This window comes from Brevibacterium rongguiense (genome assembly GCF_009857845.1).
Taxonomy (GTDB): Bacteria; Actinomycetota; Actinomycetes; order Actinomycetales; family Brevibacteriaceae; genus Brevibacterium; species Brevibacterium rongguiense.
Genome location: NZ_WWEQ01000002.1, coordinates 61,574 through 80,524, shown reverse-complemented (window position 1 = coordinate 80,524; position 18,951 = coordinate 61,574). Strand labels below are relative to the sequence as shown.

The window sequence follows — 18,951 nt, the reverse complement described above, 5'->3', positions numbered from 1 at the left end:
CTTCCTGTGGGCACCGCCGTTGGGTCCCACCCACTGCGGCGGACCGTGATTGGTGCCACAATGGCGTCATTCAACCACAGCCCGAGCCATGGCCGGGTCCGCCCGCATCCGCCCTGGGAGGCATGCCCCGTGCCCACTCACACCGTGCTCAACCAGTCCCCACCGCGCACCGGCGTGGATGAGTTCGGCCTCAACACCGCGCTCGTCGAGGCTCTCGCGCACTATGCGCCCGCGGCGGATGTGACTGAGCTGCACCGAATCGGACGGCTAGTGGGCAGCGTCGAATTCCAGCGCGACGCCCGCGCCGCGGAGCGCAATCCCCCGGTGCTGAGCACCCACGACCGGTGGGGCAACCGGGTAGACGACGTGGACTTCCATCCGGGATATCACCGGGTGATCGCCGAGGCGTTGCACGCCGGGGCGCACTCGCTGGCCTGGACGCAGCCGCGGGCGAATGCCGAGCGCGCCGCCAGGTTCATGCTGTTCGCGCAGGTGGAACCCGGTCACGGCTGCCCGGTGTCCATGACACACGCTGCCTATGCGGCACTGCGGGGCACCGAGCACGAAGCGTACTGGGGACCGCGCCTGACCGCGGCCGCCTATGACCCGCGGCTCGTCGACACGGCTCAGAAGTCAGCCGTGACGTTCGGCATGGCCATGACGGAGAAGCAGGGCGGTTCCGATGTCCGCGCCAACACCACGCGCGCGGTGCCGGTTGCGCACTCCGGCTCCGCACCGCCGGCCGGCCTTCCGGGCTCTGGTGACGGGCTGCCGGGCCGGCCCTTCGAGCTCACCGGTCACAAATGGTTCTGCTCTGCCCCGCAGTCGGATGCATTCCTCATGCTCGCCCAGCTCGACGAAGGCCTCAGCTGCTTCGTCGTGCCGCGCGTCCTGCCGGGGGGCGAGCGCAACGGCGTACGCATCCAGCGGCTCAAGGACAAGCTGGGCAACAAGTCCAACGCATCCTCGGAGATCGAACTCGAGGGCGCCGCGGGGTGGCTGGTGGGGGACCCCGGCCGGGGCGTGCGCACGATCATCGAGATGGTGAATCGAACGCGCCTCGACTGCATTCTCGGCTCAGCTGCCGGAATGCGGCAGGGGGTCGCCGAGGCCGCGTGGCACACTCAGCACCGCTTCGCATTCGGCGCCCGCCTCAGCGAGCAGCCCCTTATGCGCGCGGTGCTCGCAGATCTCCAGCTCGAGGCCGAGGCGGCCACATGGACAGCCCTGCATCTGGCCTCGGCACACGATGCGGAGAGCGGAGACGACGCGGACTTCCGCCGGATCGCCACGGCGATCGCGAAGTACTGGATCTGCAAGCGCGGTCCCGAGCACGCCTACGAATGCCTCGAGTGCCTCGGCGGCAACGGCTATACCGAGTCGTTCCCCCTCGCCATGCGATATCGGGAGCAGCCGGTCATGGCCGTATGGGAGGGGTCAGGCAACGTCATCGTGCTCGATGTCCTGCGCGCGCTGGCGAAGGACCCCCGCAGCGCCAAGGCCCTGCTCGCCCAATTGGAGGGCGCGCTGGGATACATGCCGGACTACGACAGGGCATTCGACGTCGCCGCGCGCGAACTCGCACGTGCGTCCACCGCGGCGGCGGACGGCGAGCCGGCGGCCCTCGCTGAGTTCGCGGCGGCCGGCCGGGTGCTCGTGGAACGCCTCGCCCTGCTGCTGCAGGCTTCCGTGCTGCTGACCCGCGCACCCGGGGAAGTCGCCCGGTCCTTCGTGCTCGCACGGCTCGGGCCCGATCGCGGTCGCGAATACGGGGCGCTCCCCGGCGGGGTCGACATCGACGGCCTCGTCGCACGGGCGATGGGATGCGAGGAGGGCTGACGCGATATGCGTCCATCCGCCGCCCCTACCCCAGGCAAACGCGGGCAATCGTTACACCGGTGTGACCGCCGGCGGTGCTAGGGTCGCCAAAAGTGATCCAGCTCACCTGTATCGATGCGACGGTGCGGGTGCGCTCCCCGACACAACGGAGTGTCCATGTCACATCCCACCGAACCCCCGCCCCACGACGCACCCGAGGCCGGTCAGTCCCGCGTGGACTTCGAGCAGGTGGAAGGGTCCGAGGACTTCCGGCGACTGCGCTCCACCCACCGCCGGATCATCGTGCCGCTGACCATCGTCTTCCTCCTCTGGTACTTCGTCTACGTGCTGCTGGGCGCCTACGCCCACTCCTTCATGGCAACGCCCGTCATCGGCAACATCAACGTGGGCCTGCTGCTGGGCCTCGGCCAGTTCGTCACGACGTTCGCCATCACGATGATCTACGTGGCGCTGGCCAATCGGCGCCTCGACCCCCAGGCCGCGGCCCTGCGCGAGCAGCTCGAGGCAGTCGACCATCCGGACGGCGCACTGGGCGACGAGCCCCGCGCGGACGGCCCCACTCCGGCAGGAGGCCCTGCATGAGCACGCTCGCCCTGGCAGACGGCGCTGCGGTGATCGCCGCAGCGAAGGTGGAGAACAACCCCGTCCTCAACATCTCGATCTTCGCGGGATTCGTCGTCGTCACGATGGCGATCGTGCTGCGCGCCTCGAAGAACAACGCGACGGCCGCGGACTTCTACGCCGGCGGCCGGCAGTTCTCCGGCCCCCAGAACGGCTTCGCCATCGCCGGCGACTACCTCTCGGCCGCCTCGTTCCTGGGCATCTGCGGGGCGATCGCCGTCAACGGCTACGACGGATTCCTCTACTCGATCGGCTTCCTCGTCGCCTGGCTCGTCGCCCTGCTGCTCGTCGCGGAGCTCATGCGCAACACCGGCAAGTTCACGATGGCCGACGTGCTCTCCTTCCGCCTCCGCCAGCGCCCCGTGCGGCTCGCGGCGGCCACCACCACGCTGGCGGTGTGCTTCTTCTACCTGCTCGCCCAGATGGCCGGTGCCGGCGGGCTCGTCTCCCTACTGCTCGGCATCGAGGGCAAGGTGGGGCAGTCCCTCGTCATCGCGGTGGTGGGCGTCATCATGATCGGCTACGTCTTGGTGGGCGGCATGAAGGGCACCACCTGGGTCCAGATCGTCAAGTGCTTCCTGCTCGTCGCCGCGGCCGCGGTCATGACCCTCTGGGTCCTCGCCCTCAACGGTTTCAACCTCTCCACCCTGCTGGGCGCCGCGGTGGAGGCCTCCGCCTCGGACCCGAAGGCCGCCATCCTGGCCCCGGGCCTGCAGTACGGCAAGCTGCCGCTCGACTTCATCTCCCTGGCCCTCGCGCTCGTGCTCGGCACCGCGGGCCTGCCGCATGTCCTCATGCGGTTCTACACGGTGCCCACCGCCAAGGAGGCCCGCCGCTCCGTCGTCTGGGCCATCTGGCTGATCGGCATCTTCTACCTCTTCACCCTCGTCATCGGCTACGGGGCCGCGGCCATGGTGGGCTCGAAGGAGATCGCGGGTGCGCCCGGCGGAGTGAATTCGGCGGCCCCGCTCCTGGCGCTCCAGCTGGGCGGGCCCATCCTGCTGGGGCTCGTCTCCGCTGTCGCGTTCGCCACGATCCTCGCGGTGGTCGCGGGCCTCACCATCACGGCGGCTACCTCGTTCGCCCACGACGTCTACACCTCCGTCATCAAGAAGGGCCAGGCGTCAACGAGGGCCGAGCTGCGCGTCGCGAAGATCACGGTCGTCGTCATCGGCGCCGTGGCGATCATCGGCGGGATCGGCGTGCAGGGCCAGAACGTGGCATTCCTCGTGGCCCTCGCCTTTGCGGTGGCCGCCAGCGCCAACCTGCCCACCATCCTCTATTCGCTGTTCTGGCGCGGCTTCACCACCCGCGGTGCCGTGTGGTCGATGTACGGGGGCCTGCTCACGGCCATCGTCCTCATCGTGGCCTCCCCCGTCTTCTCCGGGGCGAAGACGTCGATGCTCGGGCCCGATGTGGACTTCGCGATCTTCCCGCTGAGCAACCCCGGCATCGTCTCCATCCCCGTGGGCTTCCTCCTGGGCTGGCTGGGCTCCGTCCTCGACCGCCACGGGGAGAGCGCCCGCCTGGCTGCGGAGATGGAGGTCCGCTCGCTGACCGGCTACGGCGCGGAGAAGGCCGTCGAGCACTGAGGCCCTTAGATCTCCCCCTTCGGGTTCCACCGCATCGAGGGGGCCGGCAGGCAGGCGCGGAGTGGAACGCAGTAGACGCTGCGTGTAGGCGTGCTGGGGGTCGTCGAAGATTGCCTGCAGCCCGCCCTGCTCGACGATGCGCCCACCCCGCATCACGCTGAGGGCCGTGCAGAGCTGGGCGACAACGGCAAGATCGTGTGTGACGTAGAGCAATCCGAGGCCCCGTTCCTGCTGCATGCTGCGGAAGAGGTCGAGGACCTGCGCCTGGATAGTGACGTCGAGGGCGGTGGTGGGCTCATCGCACAGGAGGACGTTCGGCTCCTGCGCGAGTGCCGCGGCAATCATTACCCGCTGCCGCATCCCACCGGACAGCTCGAAGGGGTACGCCCGGGCGCGGCGCCCCGGGTCCGGGATGCCGACGCGCTCGAGGAGTTCGACGGCGAGATCTGCGGCGGCCCTGCGGGAGAGTCGCTTGCGCTCCGCCACCGCGTCGGTGATCTGCTGGCCCACGCGCATCACCGGGTTGAGTGCGATGGCCGGCTCCTGGAAGACCATCGAGATGCCCGGCTGGCACGAGTCCAAGGACAAGCGGAGCTGGACGTTCAAGCTGCGCCGCGGTGTTGAGTTCCACAGCGGCAAGAAGCTGACGGCAGACGACGTCGTCTTCTCGCTCAACTACGCCCGCAACGCGAAAGATGAAAAGAACCAATGGGCCTCGGAGTTCGAACTCGTCAGCGACGTGAAGAAGATCGACGACGAGACGGTCCGCATCGACACCTCGAAGCCCTGGACCCCGTTGCCCAGTTACCTGGCTCTCTTTGCCGCCTCGATCTACCCCAAGGACTTCGGCGGCCATGACAAGGCGTACATGGAGACCCACGAGGACGGCACCGGTCCGTTCGAACTCGAGTCCTGGACCAAGGGCCAGAGCATGAAGCTCAAACGCAACCCCGCGTACTGGAAGCGCGGAGTCCCTTCGCTCAACACCGTCGCCTTCAACGTCGTCAGCGATGACAACACGCGCATGCTCCAGCTCCAGGGTGGCCAGATTGACATCGACGAGGGCCCGGCTGCGCTGTCGATGGCCACACTCGGGCGCTCCCAGGACATCACCGCTGCCGACTTCCCGTCGACCCGCGTGGACTACTTCAACATCAATACCAAGGCGAAGGGGCTCGACGACCCCAAGGTGCGCCGCGCGATGTCCTACGCCCTCAACAGGGATGCCATCGTCAAGGTCGTCTACGGGGGCTATGCCCAGGCGGCCAACTCCTACATCTCGCCCGGCCTCGCGGGCCACGACGACCGGGTCAACGGCGGCGAGTACAACATGGACAAGGCCCGGCAGCTCATGCGAGAGTCTTCCCACCCGGACGGTGTCGACGTGACGCTCCAGATCACCGCCGGCGACGGGGAGCGCGAGCTGCAGGCCCAGATCGCTCAGCAGACGTGGGCCGACCTGGGGATCCGCATCAAGATCCAGAAGCTGGATTCGGCGACGATGACAACGAACCGCAGCACGGGCAAGTTCGACATCGCGGCGAGCTATGCCACCTCCGATGTCGCCGACACCTCGCAGATGATCGCGTTCATGGGCATCACCGACGGCAGCGGGATCCGCTCCGGTTACGCCAATCCGGACGTGAAGAGGTGGTACGGCGAATCGCTTGTGGAGTCCGATACGAAGAAGCGCGATGCCCTCTTCGGCAAGATCCAGCAGCGGGTAGCCGATGATGCGCCGCTCATCCCCATCGTCTTCCGCCCGGCCCTGTACGGCGTGAGCAAGCAGGTGCAGGGCTTCCGCCCGGCTGTCCTCGGCACCTACGGGCTCAAGGAGACGCGGCTCGAGCGCGACTGACACCGCCTCACCGCCTCTCACCCGCCGTGACGCCCGGGCACTCAGCCGAACATCGCCGCACGGATGGGCGAGCCGGAGCCGCCGTCGATCTTGAGCGGCATCGCGAAGAACGCGCCCTCGACAGGCGGCGCGCCCAGGTTCACGAGCCCCTCGATGATGAGGATGCGGTTGGGCAGGAAGTGCACGGCGTGGCCGGGAGCGTCGGTGAGCTTGCCGTCCTTGATGACGATGTCCACGGCCGCGGAGTCCGCGCCGATGGCCCGGATCTTCCTGTCTGCGAAGTGCTTGCACGCCTCGTCGGTGAGGCCCGGCTCGTTGGCGCCCCACCAGCCGCGCTCCTCCGGATCGTGGCTGTCCGGCTTGAGGTACTGATCCCACCCGAACTGCAGGATCGCGATGTCGCCCTCCCGCAGCTCGATGCCGTCCTCGCGCTCCACCTGCTCGATCTGCTCGAGCGTGACGGGGACACCCGCCTCCAGCTCGAAGCGCGTGAGGTCGTACTTCTTGTAGGGCGCGAAGAGGACATCGGGGCCGAAGTCCTCGATCGTCTCCGACCCGGGGTGGATGTGGCGCGGCGCGTCGACGTGGGAGCCCGTGTGCTCGGAGATGAGCAGGGTCTGGGCGAAGTAGCCGTGCTGGTCGAAGTTCCGGCCGTCGCGCACGATCCCCATGGTGGGGTGGGTGAACCAGCCGGGAAGGTTGGTGTCCAGCGTGGGCGAGACATCGTACGAGGTCAGCGAGTGCAGCGCGGAGAACAGCTCCGTCACCGCAGCGGTGTTGTCGGCCATGGGATTCCTTTCGCACGTCATCGGGCGGGTCCGTCTTCATCGTAGGCCGAACGAGCGGTAGGTCAAGATTCAAAACCGCGCGGGCTCCCCCGCGCGGCGCCTGCGCCACCGGGCGTCCGAGGCGCAGCCCACCCGGGCCACCGGGGCGAGGCACCTGCGCCAGCGGGCGCACGAGGCGCGGCTCGCCTGCGCTGCCGGCCCGCACCTCGGGCGCGGGCCGGCAGCGCTGGTGACTCAGTCGATCTCCATGGAGGGCACCGGCCGGCGGAAGCCGCGGGTGAACCACAGGAGGTAGAGCAGGCCGATGGCAATCCAGGCCAGGCCGACGAGGAGCGTGATCCCGGTCAGCGAGGTCCACAGCCAGACCGTGAACCCGAACCCGATGGCCGGGAAGAGCCCGTGGCGCAGCAGCGAGGGCGCACCGCGGCCCGGGGAGCGGCGCACGAGGAAGACCATGATGACGGCCAGGTTGACGACTGTGAAGGCGGTGAGCGCGCCGAAGCTGACGATCGACGCAACGAAGTCGACGTCGGCGAACGCGGCGGAGACGCTGATGACCGCGACCACGAGGATCGCCCCCACCGGGGTGCGGAAGCGCCGCGAGAGGAAGCCGAACACCCGCTTGGGGATGACTCCGTCGCGGCCCATGCTGAAGAGGATGCGCGACACGGAGGCCTGCGAGGCGAGCGCGGAGCCCATGGCACCCGTGACGTATGCGGCGAGGAACAGCGCGGTCAGCAGGTTGCCGCCCACGTGCGCGAGCATCGTCAGCGCCGCGGAGTCCGCGCCATCGCCGGTGATGACCTGCGGGAAGACCATGTAGCAGACCCAGGCGACCATGACGAAGAAGACGCCGGCGAGCACGGTCGTGAGGATGATGGCCCGCGGCACGGTGCGCTGCGGGTCCTTCGCCTCCTCGGCCATCGTGGAGATCGCGTCGAAGCCCAGGAACGACAGGCACAGCACCGCGGAGCCCGCGACCACCGGCCCCAGGGCGAAGTCGCCGCGGAAGAACGGGTCCAGCAGCGAGACCGAGGGGTCGAACGAGCGCGCCGCGAAGAAGAAGAACACGACGAAGAAGACCACCTGCAGGGCCACGATGACGACGTTGGCGCCCTTGACCGCGGAGATGCCCACGATGTTGAGGGCCGTGACGAGGACCAGCCCGGCCATCGCGAACACCCACCCCGGCACCGCCGGGAACTGCTCGTGGAGGTACACGCCGATGAGCAGGTAGTTGAGCATGGGCAGCAGGACGTAGTCCATGAGCACGGCCCAGCCGGTGAGGAAGCCGATCCGGCTCCCGAAGCCCGCCCGAGCATACGCGTAGGCGGAGCCCGCGGAGGCGACCTCGCGGCTCATGGTCGCGTAGCTCAGCGCGGTGAAGAGCACGGCGATGAGGGTGATGACGTAGGCGGCCGCCAGGTACCCGTTCGTCGTCTCGTTCACGATCCCGTAGGTGGTGAAGACGGTCATGGGCACCAGATAGGCGAGCCCGAACACCACGAGGGTGGGGATGCCCAGCGTGCGCTTGAGCGACGTGTGCTGGCGCTCGTCGCGCCGCTCCGCGCGGGAGGAGTGCGGACGGGCGCCGAGGTGCTGGCCGGCTGCGCTGCCGGTTCGGGCGGCGCTGCTGGACCTGGCCGCGTTGGCGGCGCCGCTCGTGGCGCCCGGATCGGATTCCGGAGGGGTGTGCGACATGGGCTCGCTCCTTCTGCTGGGCGATGTCCGGGCGGCTGGCCGGGTCCGGAGTGTGGAAGGGGTGGCCCGTGGAGCTGCTGTGCTCCGGGGGGCTTGCCTCTTATTGACCATGTGGTCAATAATCGGTTTCATCGAGATTAGAGTGAAGGGGGTCACAGTGTCAACGCCTTCGGCCAACCCGCGGACGGACGTCCGCGACCGCACCGGCGGTGCGGCTCGGCCGGCCGCAGCCGCACCTCGGACCCCCAGCGGCGGACCTCGCCGCACCCGGCTGAGCAGGGCCCAGCGGGCGGAGCAGATCCGGGCCGCCGCGCTCGAGCTCGCGCTGGCCGAGGGGCTGCCGAACCTCACGCACCGCAGCCTCGCCGCCCACCTCGCCGTCACGCACGGACTCATAGCGCACTACGAGCCGGACATCGATGCGCTGCGCGCACACGCCTACACCGCGCTCATCGACGCGGAGTTCGAGGCGGCCGCCGCCCCCGCGCTCGCTGCCCCCACGGCGACCGCGGGCCTGGCCATCCTCATCGACCGGATGAGCGTGAGCGGCCGCGAGGCCCACGCCGCGCTCTGGCTCGACGGCTGGACCATGGGGCGCGCCGACGCCACCATGGCCGCCAGCGTGCGCACCGCCATGGACGCCTGGCAGGACATGGTCGAATCCCTCCTCACGCGCGGCCGCGACGCGGGCGAATTCGCAGTCGTCGATCCCGCCGGCGCCGCCTGGGAATTCATCGCGCTCCTCGACGGCCTCAACGCCCACCTGCTCGTCGCCTATCCCGGCCCGGGCACGTACCGCGAGCGCATCGCCACGGCCTTCGAACACCGGCTGCACCTGGCCCCCGGCACGCTGGGCTCACCACCACCGGAACAAGCGCGAGCACGGCCGGCGCCCGCAGCCCCGCAGCCCGCAGGCGCACCGGAGACCGGTCAGGCATCGGACACCAGCCGCGCACCGAAATCCACCGGTGCCCCGGGATGCGCAGCCCCGAGCCCAGCAGCCCCCACCCCCAGCCGCACCGCCACCGAAGGAGACGCCGATGACCGCGCCTGACCACCACGCCACCACCGCAGCCCCGCAACCCGGCGCCGGCGACCCCACGGCTCCCGGAACCGACGCGGACGAGCGCGCGGCGAGTACCGCCTCGGCGGTGGACTACGACGCGATCGTCGTCGGCGCCGGCATTGCGGGGCTCAGTGCCGCCGAGGCACTCGAGCGGGCCGGGCTGCGCGTCCTCGTCCTCGAGGCCCGCGAGCGGGTGGGCGGGCGCACGGACGGCCGGCAGTTCGCCTCGGGCACGTGGATCGAGATGGGCGGCCAGTGGCTGGGCCCCACCCAGGACGAGGCTCTGGCGCTCGCGGAGCGGCTCGGTCTCGAGACCTTCACCGTCTACGACGAGGGTCAGTCCCTCCTGTTCGCCCGGGGCGAGCGCACCACCAGCGACGACGACACCTTCGGCCTTGGCCCCGAATCCGGACGCGCCTGGGCCCACCTCGTCGAGGACATCGACAGCCTCGCCGCACGGATCGACCTGGCGCACCCGTGGGCCTCACCGGAGGCCGCAGCCCTCGATGCGATCACCGCGGCACAGTGGCTGGCGGACAACTGCCCGGACGAGCGGGCGCGCGCCTTCGCCCACGTCATGCTCGGCTCCATCTTCGCCGCGGACGCGGAGACCTACTCCGCCCTCCACATGCTCTTCTACCTGGGCTCCGGCGGCGGGCTGCACCGCATGATGCTCACGATCGGCGGCGCCCAGGAATCGCGCGTGCGCGGGGGCACCCACCAGCTCTCCGAGCGGCTCGCGGCACGGCTCGCGGGACCCATCCGCCTGGGCGAGCCCGTGCGCGCGGTCGAGGGCTGGGACGGAGACGGCCCCGTGCGCGTGCGCACGGACCGCGGCAACTACACCGCCCGCGACGTCGTCATCGCCCTGCCGCCCATGCTGGCCAATCGGCTGGAGTACGCACCGAGGCTGCCGGCCAACCGCGACATCCTCGCCTCCCAGGTCATCCCGGGCAACGTCATCAAATTCCAGGTCGAATACGAGCGCCCCTTCTGGCGCGAGGAGGGCCTGTCGGGCACCGTGCTCAGCCTCGACCACCGCGTCTCACTCGTCTACGACAACGTCGTGCCGGACTCAGACGCCGGGATCCTCGTGGCCTTCGTCGAGGGCCACCGCGCCCGCGAGCTCAACGAGCTGCCGGAGGGCGAGCGCGCCCGCCTCGTCGTGGGCGACCTCGCCGCCTTCTTCGGCCCACAGTCCGCGGCGCCCCGGGAGGTGCTCCAGCGCAACTGGAGCGAGGAGCCCTTCACCCGCGGCTGCTACGGCGGCCGCCTGGGCACCGGGCTGTGGACGAGCGTGGGCGCGCACCTCGCGCAGCCGTGCGACCGCATCCGCTGGGCGGGTGCGGAGACGGCGCAGGTGTGGAACGGCTACATCGACGGCGCCATCCGCTCGGGTCAGCGCGCCGCCGCCGAGGTGCTGGGCGGCTGAGGCGCAGACGGCCGGCCGGGGCGGGGCCGGCGAGGTGACGGGACGGCGGGCCGACCCGCCGGGCGGGGGTTCGCCGAGCACAGGGCCGGTTGCTCCCAGGCGCGCACGGGGAAGGCGGGCCGGACGCGCTCCCCCCGCGCACACCCCGCCGCCCCGCGCGCCTCGTTGACACCGTCAGAGTCCAGGCGACACGATGACGAGACGCACACCTATGGTGTGGCTCACGCACGGATGTGATGCTCGCGAGGGGACCCATGACTGACACTGCTCGACCGGACGCATCCCCCACGGCCGCCGGGACGGGCAGCGCCGCGGCCTCGCCCTCACTGCGTGCGCCGGCCCCGGACACCGATGTGCGCGCGGCCCTGTTCTCCGACCAGGAGTATGCGAGCCGCCTGGCCAAGGTCCGCGAGCGGATGCGCTTCCAGGGCCTGCAGGCGCTCATCGTCACGGACCCGGCCAACATCTTCTACCTCACCGGCTATGACGCCTGGTCGTTCTACACCCCGCAGATGCTCTTCGTCGGCCCGGACGGCGATCCGCTGCTCTTCATGCGGGAGATGGACGCCAACGGCGCCTGGCGCACCGCGTGCATCGACCGCGAGCTCATCATCGGCTACCCCGAGCGCTACGTGCACCGGCCCCACATCCACCCCTTCGACTGGGTGGCCTTCCGCCTGCGCCAGCTGGGCTGGGTGGCGCGGACCCACGGAGTGGTCGGGCTCGAGATGGACTCGCACTTCTTCAGCCCCAAGGCCTACCGGGCACTCGTCAACGCCGTGCCGGAGTGGACGCTCGTGGAGAGCTTCGAGCTGGTCAACTGGGTGCGCGCCGTGAAATCGGATGCGGAGATCCAGTACATGCGCCACGCCGCGCGCGTGGCCACGGGGGCCATGCAGGCCGCCGTCGACGCGATCGAGCCCGGTGCCCCGCAGAACGAGATCGCCGCGGCGATCGCCCACGCCCAGGCGCTGGGCGCCGGTGAGAGCTTCGGGGACTACCCCGCGATCATGCCGCTGCTGCCCACCGGCGCCAGCGCGGACACTCCCCACCTCACGTGGTCGAACCGTGTGCTGCAGGACGGCGAGGCCGTGGTCGTGGAGATCGCCGGCGCCCACCGCCGGTACCACGTGCCGATCGCCCGCACCATCAGCCTGGGCGAGCCGGGAGACGACCTCAAGCGCCTCGAGGAGGCGGTGGCCGAGGGCCTGCAGGCGGTGCTCGACGCGGCGGCGCCCGGGGTGCCGGTGCGCGAGCTGGCCCTGGCCTGGAACTGGAAGCTCGCCCAGTACGGTCTGGCCAAGGAGAGCCGCCTGGGCTATTCGATCGGAATCGGCTACCCGCCGGACTGGGGCGAGCGCACCATGAGCATCCGCTCGGAGGACGAATCGATCCTCGAGCGGAACATGACCTTCCACATCATCTGCGGCATGTGGATGGAGGGCCATGGCTACGAGGTATCCGAATCGGTGAGGATCTCCGACACCGGAGTCGAGGCCTTCACCGCCTTCCCCCGACGCATCATCAGGAAGTGAGAGCATGAGCAGCGCCACCCACCCCCTCATCACCACCGTCAAGAGCCTCGTCGATGCGGCCACCGCGCCCACGGCGGGGCTCAGCGGCGCGGCGGCCCACGGCAAGTTCCCCCTGGCCGGAGGCCCGGACGGGTTCGTGGGCTCCGTCATCGACTCCTCCACGAGCCTCATCGCCGCCCAGCGCCACGACATCGTGCGCTTCGGGATGGGCGCGCCCGCGGCAGAGGTCATCCCCACCGAGGAGCTCAAGGCCCTGGCCGGTGAGGCGCTGACCGTCGAGTCCTTCGGCTACGGCGCCACGGAGGGAGAGCCGGACCTCATCGAGGCGATCCTGGGCCTCGCGGACTCCGATGGCGCCCCCACCTCGGCGGAGCGCATCAGCGTGACCGCGGGCGGCATGCAGGGCCTGGACCTCGCCTTCAAGCTCTTCGTCTCCCCCGGCGACCTCGTGGCCGTCGAGTCGCCCACCTACACGAACGGCTCGGCCACCGCGTTCGCCTACGGGGCGGACCTCCTCGAGATCCCCATGGACCAGCACGGCATGGACGTCGACGCGTTCGAGGCCATCGTCGGCGAACTCGACCGCGTGCCCAAGGCCATCTACGTCATCCCGAACTTCCAGAACCCCTCCGGGACCACGCTGTCCGAGGAGCGCCGGCGCAAGCTGCTCGACCTCGCCCACCGCTGGGGCTCCGTCATCATCGACGACGACCCCTACGGCGATCTGCGCTTCTCCGGCGAGCACGTGCCCTCGTTCTCCGCGCTCAGCCCCCAGGACCCCCAGGTCTTCTCCGTGCGCACGTTCTCCAAGGTCATCGCGCCAGGGCTGCGCGTGGGGTGGGTGGACGCGGACGCGCGCCTGCGCACGCTCATCGGCAATGCGAAGCAGACCATGGACTCCTGCACGAACGTGCCCGCCCAGCACATGGTCTCCCGCTTCGTCACCGGCGGCGGCTACGCGGACCACCTGGCGCGGCTGCGCCGCGAATACCACGCGCGCAAGGACGCCATGGTCGCAGCGATCGGCCGGGTGCTCGGCGAGCGCGCACGCACCACGGACCCGGAGGGCGGCTTCTTCCTGTGGCTGACGCTCCAGGGCGAGGACGCGGGGGTGGACACGGAGGCGCTGTTCGAGACGGCGCTGGCCCGGGGCGTCGCGTTCATCCCGGGCGCCGCGCTGAGCCCCTCGCGCCAGTTCCGCAATGCCGCGCGCCTGTGCTTCGCCTCATCGAGCCCCGAGCGGATCGAGGAGGGCGTCGCGCGCCTGGCCGGTGCCCTCGACGCGGTCGGACAGCGCCCGTGACCGGGCCGTCCGCCGCGCCCGGGGCACCCATCACCGCGGCCGAGGCGCGGGTGCTCGAGCGCATAGACCCCGCTGCGCTCACCGCCCTCACGGTCCAGTTCGTCAACGCCGGCGGCGAGAATCCGCCCGGTGACGAGCAGGGCAGCGTCGACGCGCTCACCATCGCCGCGGCCGCCGCCGGCCTCGCATCCAAGACCGAGGAGGTGGCCCCCGGCCGGCCCAATCTCACCGTCGACCTGCCGGGCGGCAAGGGGCCAGGCCTCATGTTCCTCGGCCACTCCGATGTGGTCCCGGCGGGCACCGGCTGGACCGGCGACCCGTTCGCGGCCACCGTGGCCGGCGGCCGGATCACCGGGCGCGGCGCCTGCGATATGAAGGGCGGTCTCGCCGCGGTCCTCGCCGCCATGTCCGCCCTGCGTGAGGAGGGGGTCGCGCTGTCGGGCCCCGTGTCCCTCGTGTGCACGGTGGACGAGGAGGACCTGGATCTGGGCATCCGCGCCTACGTCGCGCAGGAGAGCGCGCTGCCGGCCGGCCGGCGCCGGCGGTGGGCCGGCTGCGTCGTCGCGGAGCCCACGAACCTCGAGACGGTCATCGCCTGCCGCGGGGATGCGTACTTCCGCATCCGCGTGCGCGGCGTTCCGGCCCACTCCGGCCGGCCCGAGGACGGGCGCAACGCCATCGACGCCGCCGCGCGGATCGTCGACCTCATCCGCGCCGACCATGCGGCCCTGGCAGCGGCTCCCGAGGATCTCATCGGCGCCGGCACGTGGAACGTCGGCACGATCGAGGGCGGCCAGGCCACCACCACCGTGCCCGCGCACTGCAACCTCACCGCCGATCGGCGCCTGCTGCCCGGTGAGGACCCGGAGGCCATCCGCGTCGAGCTCGTGCGCCGCATCGAGGCGGCGGGGATCACCGGCGACGGGATCGCCGTGGAGGTGGAGGAGGCCATGTTCATGCCCGGTTTCCGCACCGCCGCGGACCATCCGCTCACGGCTGCGGCCGGTGCGGCGCTGCGGGCGGTGGGCCGCGAACCGCGGCTGAGCGGGTGGACCGCCGCCTGCGACGGTGGCTTCATCGATCGCGACCTGGGGGTGCCCACGGTGGTCCTGGGGCCCGGCGACCTCAACGCGCAGGCGCACCAGGTCGACGAGCGCGTCGAGGTCGACGACCTCCTCGCGGCCGCGCGCGCCTATGCGCTCCTCGCGCTGCGCACTCTCGCCTGACCCCGCATCCGGGGCCGGCGGGCATCGGCGACCAGACGCTGCCACGTGTGGCGGCCGCTTCGGGCCGCCGCGCGTGGCCGGCGCACGGCGGACATGACCGTGGCCCAGCGCCCACTGACCTGACCGCGCGCGTTCGGGCACGGGCGGCGCCGTGCCCGCCCGCGCCTCGGCGGCGGAGGAGCGCCCGAGGTGCGGGCCGAGCGCGGCCGGCCGGCGCCTCGGGTGCGATGACTACTCCGGAAGACGTGCCGGGGCGGGCTGCCGCGTCAGCGGGCGACGGGCTCGCCGTCGACGGTGGGCGCCACCCCGGTCTCCGGCACCTGGGTGCCGCGCAGCGAGGCCGCCTTCGTCTCCTTCATGAAGAAGGTGGCCACGAGGCCGATCACGCACGCCGCCATCATGTAGAACGCCGGCACGAGCGGGCTGCCCGTCTTGTCGATGAGGAAGTCGTTGGCCGCCGGCGCGGTGCCGCCGAACGCCGCCGTGGCCACGTTGTACGTGATGGCGAAGCCGGCGAAGCGCACGTGGGTGGGGAACATGGCCGGGAAGGTCGCGGAGATCGACGACAGCTGGGGGATGTAGAGCAGGCCCAGGACCGCGAAGCCCAGGAGCGCCCAGATGAAGCCGTTGGCCATGAGCATGTACATGGGGACGGAGAACACGATGAGCCCGATGAGGGAGAAGAACCACATGGGCTTGCGGCCCACCCTGTCCGAGAGCGCGCCGCCGAACGGCATGACGATCATCATGGCGAACTGGGCGATGAACATGATGGTCAGCGTCGTGGTCTGGTCGAGGCCCACCTCGGAGCCCAGGTACGTGGGCATGTAGGACAGCAGCGTGTAGTTCACGACGTTCACGGCGGTGACGAGGCCGGCCATGATGAGCACCTGCTTGAGGTGGTGGGTGAAGAGCTCCTCGTAGACCCCGCCCACGGTCTGCGTCTCGCGGTTCTGCTCCTCGAGCTCCGCGAAGACGGGCGACTCCCCCAGGCGCATGCGCAGGTATAGGCCGATGAGGCCCATGGGGCCCGCCAGCAGGAACGGCACGCGCCAGCCCCACGCCATCATGGCGTCCGAGCCGATCGTCAACTCGCCCAGGAGCACGATGAGCGAGCCCAGGGCGAAGCCGGCCATGGTGCCGAACTCCAGGAAGCTGCCGTAGAACCCGCGCCGCTTGTCCGGGGCGTGCTCGGCCATGAACGTGGCGGCGCCGCCGTACTCACCGCCGGACGAGAAGCCCTGGACGATGCGCAGGAGGATGAGGATGATGGGCGCTGCCACGCCGATCGTCGCGACGCTGGGCGTCACGCCGATGAGGAACGTGGCCCCGGCCATGAGCAGGATGGTCATGGCGAGGATGCTCTTGCGCCCGATGCGATCGCCCAGCGGGCCCCACACCATGCCGCCCAGCGGGCGGCAGACGAAGGAGACGGCGAAGGTGAGCAGCGTGGCCAGCTGGCCGTGCTCGCCAGGGAAGAAGTGGGCGGTGATGTAGGCCGTCGAGACGGCGAACATGCCGTAGTCGAACCACTCGGTGGCGTTGCCGATCGCCGAGGCCGCGACGGCCTTGCGCACCGTGCGCAGGTCCGGCTCCTTCCCGGCGGCGCTGTGCGCTGGCCCCGAACCGGGCGATGGGGAGTGGGGCTGGGCGGCTGGACTGCTCACGAAGACCTCCGGGAAGTCGTGCCGCCCGCTGGTCGCCGACGGCGCTGAAAATGTGTCGTCCGTCTCACGACGCTACGGATTCGAGTTCCGCGGGTCAACAACGCCCCCTGCCGCCAGCCGCGCCTGCCAACCTCACCGGTGAGCGCAAATGACCCGCTCACCTGGGGCTTTACCCGTCATCTCGACTTCCAGTCGTACTTCGAAATTCGCAGTCCGGCGCGCGGCGCGGCGGGCCCCGTCGGTTCCTCGACGCCCGGGCTGGCAGGATGGTGCACCCACGACGACGGAGGCGCCATGATCGAACTCGACCTGCCCACTCGCGGCATCCGGTGGTCCGTGCGGATCGACGAGGCAGGCGGTCCCGTGCTTGCCGAGCACGAACCCCAGCGCGTGCTCAACACCGCGAGCGTCGGCAAGATCTTCCTCTTGGCGGAGGTCGCGCGGCGCTTCGAGGAGGGCGCCCTCGATCCCGCGGAGGTGCTGGCCCCCACGCCGGGGGATCGGATCGCCGATTCGGGGATCCTCTACCTGTTCGGCCAGCAGGAGCAGAGCGCTGCCGACCTCGCGGTGCTGGTGGGCGCCTTCAGCGACAACATGGCCACGAACATGCTGCTGCGCCGGGTGGGTGTGCCGGCCGTGGCGGCGCTGACCCGTCGGCTGGGGTTCGAAAAGTCCGGGCTGCACGACTTCGTCCGCGATGACCGCGGGCCTGAGCATCCTCCCGCCCTGTCGACGGGAACGGCAGCGGAACTCGCCGCCGCCTGCGCCCGCATCGAGACCGGTGAGCTCGTCAGCCCTGCAGTCTCGGCACGCCTGCGGGGCTGGCTGAGCGCCGATGCGGACCTGTCCATGACCGCGGGGGCCTTCGGCCTCGATCCGCTGGCACACGGCTTCGCCGACCGCGGGGTCGCCCTGTGGAACAAGACTGGAACCATCGAGACGGCGCGGATCGATGTGGGGTGCGTGCGCGCGGGTGAGCGCGCTCTCGCGTACGCGGTCCTCGCCAATTGGGATGACCCGGGCACGGCGGCCGGTGCGGGTGCCCACGGCGACCCCCGGGATGAGGTCCTCGCGGCCATGCGGCGCATCGGCGAGCAGGTGCGCCAACACCTCCAGGAATGAACGCGCGCAGCGCGAAGGTGCCCGCACGAATGAAGAGGGACCCGACCTGGAGGTCGGGCCCCTCTTCTCGGTGTCAGCGCGGACCGCTCACCCTGGACGGGGTGCGGCCGGCACTGCGTCCGCGTTCTCAGCTGTAGAACGAATCCCGCGAGATGACATCGCCGGTGGCCTCGCCGCTGTCCCCCAGGCCGATGGCGATGAAGGAGTACTCGGTGTCCTCATAGGCCGTCTCCAGGCTCCAGCACTGCTGGTCCCATGCCGCGATATGGGCGTCGACACTCGGCCCCACCCCGTTTTGCGGCTTCAGGACAACGTGGTAGTTCCATCCGCCGGCCTGCGCGCAGAAGGCGTCGTCGGCGTCGTTGTAGGTGAACGTCGGGCTGTATTTCGACGGCAGCTGATCGGTATCCGAAAAGCTGTTCGCCGAGGCGGGGCCACCGCCCATCATCGCGCCGGTGATGCCCAGGGCTGCGGCGGCGCCGATGCCTGCCAGTGCGGTCTTCCAGGTGCGTGCCATGATGTCCTCCAAAGTCCGGTGGTGCCGGAATTTCTCTGACACCCTCAGACTCTCGAAGACCGCTCCGCACCGGGTTGCAGGCTTGTTCCAGGCTCGCAACAACCGCGCGGGGCGCCCTCAGTGCTTGCGGCCCGGCTTCTGGCTGCGCGCCCGGTGCTCCGCGCTCACCTGCGGCGGGGCCGCTGCGCCGTCCTGACCAGTGCGGGCCTGTCCATCGCGCACCTGACCGCCACGGGCCTGATCACCCGCAGGACGCTGGCCGCGGCCCCGCGGGCGCGCGTCACCGCGGCGCCAGGTGAGGAATGCCCAGACGGTCAGGCCGATGCCCACCGCGCCCAGCAGCAGCGCGAAGATGACGATGACGCGGGTGCGCCCCTCGCCGTCGTCGCTGTCCGTGCTCTGCTCCTGTGTGGGCGCTTCACCGGGGCCGCCTCCCAGCCCGGGCTGGGTCTTCTTCGCCAGCGGCTCGGCGCTGGGCAGGCCCGCCGCCTGCGCTGCGTGCTCGGCAACCGCCGCCGAGGCAGGCTGGGCGGCCACTGCCGGTTCCGCGGTGCTCGCCAGGGCAGAGCCGCCCGCGGCGAGGAGCAGTGCGCACAGCGCAGTGGTGAGGCGCGGGGCGCGCACAGTCAGCAGCTTCACGGTGTCCCTCCAACGGCCCGGGCGGCCATGTCATCGACTGAGGCA

15 protein-coding genes and 1 pseudogene are annotated in these 18,951 nt (G+C 70.6%); 10 read left to right on the top strand and 6 right to left on the bottom strand.

All coding sequences use genetic code 11. The features are described from left to right. The first annotated feature begins 129 nt into the window (after positions 1 to 129). The 3 genes from GSY69_RS00870 to GSY69_RS00860 all read left to right on the top strand — a co-directional run bounded on the left by GSY69_RS00870 (position 130) and on the right by GSY69_RS00860 (position 4,052). Positions 130 to 1,839 carry an acyl-CoA dehydrogenase family protein gene (locus GSY69_RS00870; RefSeq protein ID WP_268525642.1) on the top strand — a complete coding sequence of 570 codons (1,710 nt, stop codon included), beginning with the start codon at positions 130 to 132 and terminating at the stop codon, positions 1,837 to 1,839. 156 nt (positions 1,840 to 1,995) lie between these two features. Beyond that, positions 1,996 to 2,421, top strand: a complete 426-nt coding sequence (locus GSY69_RS00865) for a DUF485 domain-containing protein (protein WP_160952029.1) — start codon at positions 1,996 to 1,998, stop codon at positions 2,419 to 2,421. Beyond that, positions 2,418 to 4,052, top strand: a complete 1,635-nt coding sequence (locus GSY69_RS00860) for a solute symporter family protein (protein ID WP_160952028.1) — start codon at positions 2,418 to 2,420, stop codon at positions 4,050 to 4,052. The genes GSY69_RS00865 and GSY69_RS00860 overlap by 4 nt, the downstream gene beginning before the upstream one ends. Before the next feature lie 240 nt (positions 4,053 to 4,292). Here the strand turns inward: GSY69_RS00860 and GSY69_RS15310 are convergent. Then, a pseudogene (locus GSY69_RS15310) lies at positions 4,293 to 4,607 on the bottom strand (ATP-binding cassette domain-containing protein); the annotation flags it as partial. Here GSY69_RS15310 and GSY69_RS00850 point away from each other — a divergent pair. Next, a complete protein-coding gene (locus GSY69_RS00850; RefSeq protein WP_160952026.1) occupies positions 4,585 to 5,910 on the top strand; it encodes an ABC transporter substrate-binding protein in 1,326 nt (441 codons plus the stop codon). The pseudogene GSY69_RS15310 and the gene GSY69_RS00850 overlap by 23 nt on opposite strands. A 41-nt stretch (positions 5,911 to 5,951) precedes the next feature. On the opposite strand, the gene GSY69_RS00845 is transcribed toward GSY69_RS00850, so the two are convergent. After that, positions 5,952 to 6,698, bottom strand: a complete 747-nt coding sequence (locus GSY69_RS00845; RefSeq protein WP_160952025.1) for a cyclase family protein — start codon at positions 6,696 to 6,698, stop codon at positions 5,952 to 5,954. 234 nt (positions 6,699 to 6,932) lie between these two features. After that, positions 6,933 to 8,399: an APC family permease gene (locus tag GSY69_RS00840; protein WP_160952024.1), complete on the bottom strand. Its 1,467-nt coding sequence runs from the start codon at positions 8,397 to 8,399 to the stop codon at positions 6,933 to 6,935. 157 nt (positions 8,400 to 8,556) lie between these two features. On the opposite strand from GSY69_RS00840, the gene GSY69_RS15075 reads away from it, so the two are divergent. From GSY69_RS15075 to GSY69_RS00815, 5 genes are all read left to right on the top strand, one after another. Then, positions 8,557 to 9,453, top strand: a complete 897-nt coding sequence (locus GSY69_RS15075) for a TetR family transcriptional regulator C-terminal domain-containing protein (RefSeq protein WP_160952023.1) — start codon at positions 8,557 to 8,559, stop codon at positions 9,451 to 9,453. Continuing rightward, a complete protein-coding gene (locus tag GSY69_RS00830; protein WP_160952022.1) occupies positions 9,440 to 10,897 on the top strand; it encodes a flavin monoamine oxidase family protein in 1,458 nt (485 codons plus the stop codon). Before GSY69_RS15075 ends, GSY69_RS00830 begins: the two co-directional genes overlap by 14 nt. A 254-nt stretch (positions 10,898 to 11,151) precedes the next feature. Next, complete coding sequence (locus GSY69_RS00825) at positions 11,152 to 12,432, top strand: M24 family metallopeptidase (RefSeq protein ID WP_160952021.1); 1,281 nt, start codon at positions 11,152 to 11,154, stop codon at positions 12,430 to 12,432. 4 nt (positions 12,433 to 12,436) lie between these two features. After that, on the top strand, positions 12,437 to 13,735 hold the full coding sequence (locus GSY69_RS00820; RefSeq protein WP_160952020.1) for an aminotransferase-like domain-containing protein: 1,299 nt from the start codon (positions 12,437 to 12,439) through the stop codon (positions 13,733 to 13,735). After that, the gene (locus GSY69_RS00815; protein ID WP_268525624.1) at positions 13,732 to 14,961 is read left to right on the top strand and encodes a M20 family metallopeptidase; all 1,230 of its coding nucleotides are present in this window, start codon (positions 13,732 to 13,734) and stop codon (positions 14,959 to 14,961) included. Before GSY69_RS00820 ends, GSY69_RS00815 begins: the two co-directional genes overlap by 4 nt. 266 nt (positions 14,962 to 15,227) lie before the next feature. Here the strand turns inward: GSY69_RS00815 and GSY69_RS00810 are convergent, their stop codons facing one another. Continuing rightward, entirely contained in the window at positions 15,228 to 16,628 is a 1,401-nt protein-coding gene (locus tag GSY69_RS00810) for an MFS transporter (RefSeq protein WP_160952019.1), read from the bottom strand. 294 nt (positions 16,629 to 16,922) lie between these two features. On the opposite strand from GSY69_RS00810, the gene GSY69_RS00805 reads away from it, so the two are divergent. Next, complete coding sequence (locus GSY69_RS00805; protein WP_160952018.1) at positions 16,923 to 17,750, top strand: serine hydrolase; 828 nt, start codon at positions 16,923 to 16,925, stop codon at positions 17,748 to 17,750. A 127-nt stretch (positions 17,751 to 17,877) separates the two neighbouring features. On the opposite strand, the gene GSY69_RS00800 is transcribed toward GSY69_RS00805, so the two are convergent. Beyond that, on the bottom strand, positions 17,878 to 18,309 hold the full coding sequence (locus GSY69_RS00800; protein WP_160952017.1) for a hypothetical protein: 432 nt from the start codon (positions 18,307 to 18,309) through the stop codon (positions 17,878 to 17,880). Between the two features lie 75 nt (positions 18,310 to 18,384). Further along, complete coding sequence (locus GSY69_RS00795) at positions 18,385 to 18,906, bottom strand: hypothetical protein (protein WP_160952016.1); 522 nt, start codon at positions 18,904 to 18,906, stop codon at positions 18,385 to 18,387. Positions 18,907 to 18,951: the final 45 nt, after the last annotated feature.

Bases quoted from the DNA above. Each gene is read 5' to 3' on its own strand.
- GSY69_RS00865 (WP_160952029.1), top strand. From the start codon at position 1,996: ATGTCACATCCCACCGAACCCCCGCCCCACGACGCACCCGAGGCCGGT.
- GSY69_RS00860 (WP_160952028.1), top strand. From the start codon at position 2,418: ATGAGCACGCTCGCCCTGGCAGACGGCGCTGCGGTGATCGCCGCAGCG.
- GSY69_RS00850 (WP_160952026.1), top strand. From the start codon at position 4,585: ATGGCCGGCTCCTGGAAGACCATCGAGATGCCCGGCTGGCACGAGTCC.
- GSY69_RS00845 (WP_160952025.1), bottom strand. From the start codon at position 6,698: ATGGCCGACAACACCGCTGCGGTGACGGAGCTGTTCTCCGCGCTGCAC.
- GSY69_RS00840 (WP_160952024.1), bottom strand. From the start codon at position 8,399: ATGTCGCACACCCCTCCGGAATCCGATCCGGGCGCCACGAGCGGCGCC.
- GSY69_RS00830 (WP_160952022.1), top strand. From the start codon at position 9,440: ATGACCGCGCCTGACCACCACGCCACCACCGCAGCCCCGCAACCCGGC.
- GSY69_RS00825 (WP_160952021.1), top strand. From the start codon at position 11,152: ATGACTGACACTGCTCGACCGGACGCATCCCCCACGGCCGCCGGGACG.
- GSY69_RS00820 (WP_160952020.1), top strand. From the start codon at position 12,437: ATGAGCAGCGCCACCCACCCCCTCATCACCACCGTCAAGAGCCTCGTC.
- GSY69_RS00805 (WP_160952018.1), top strand. From the start codon at position 16,923: ATGATCGAACTCGACCTGCCCACTCGCGGCATCCGGTGGTCCGTGCGG.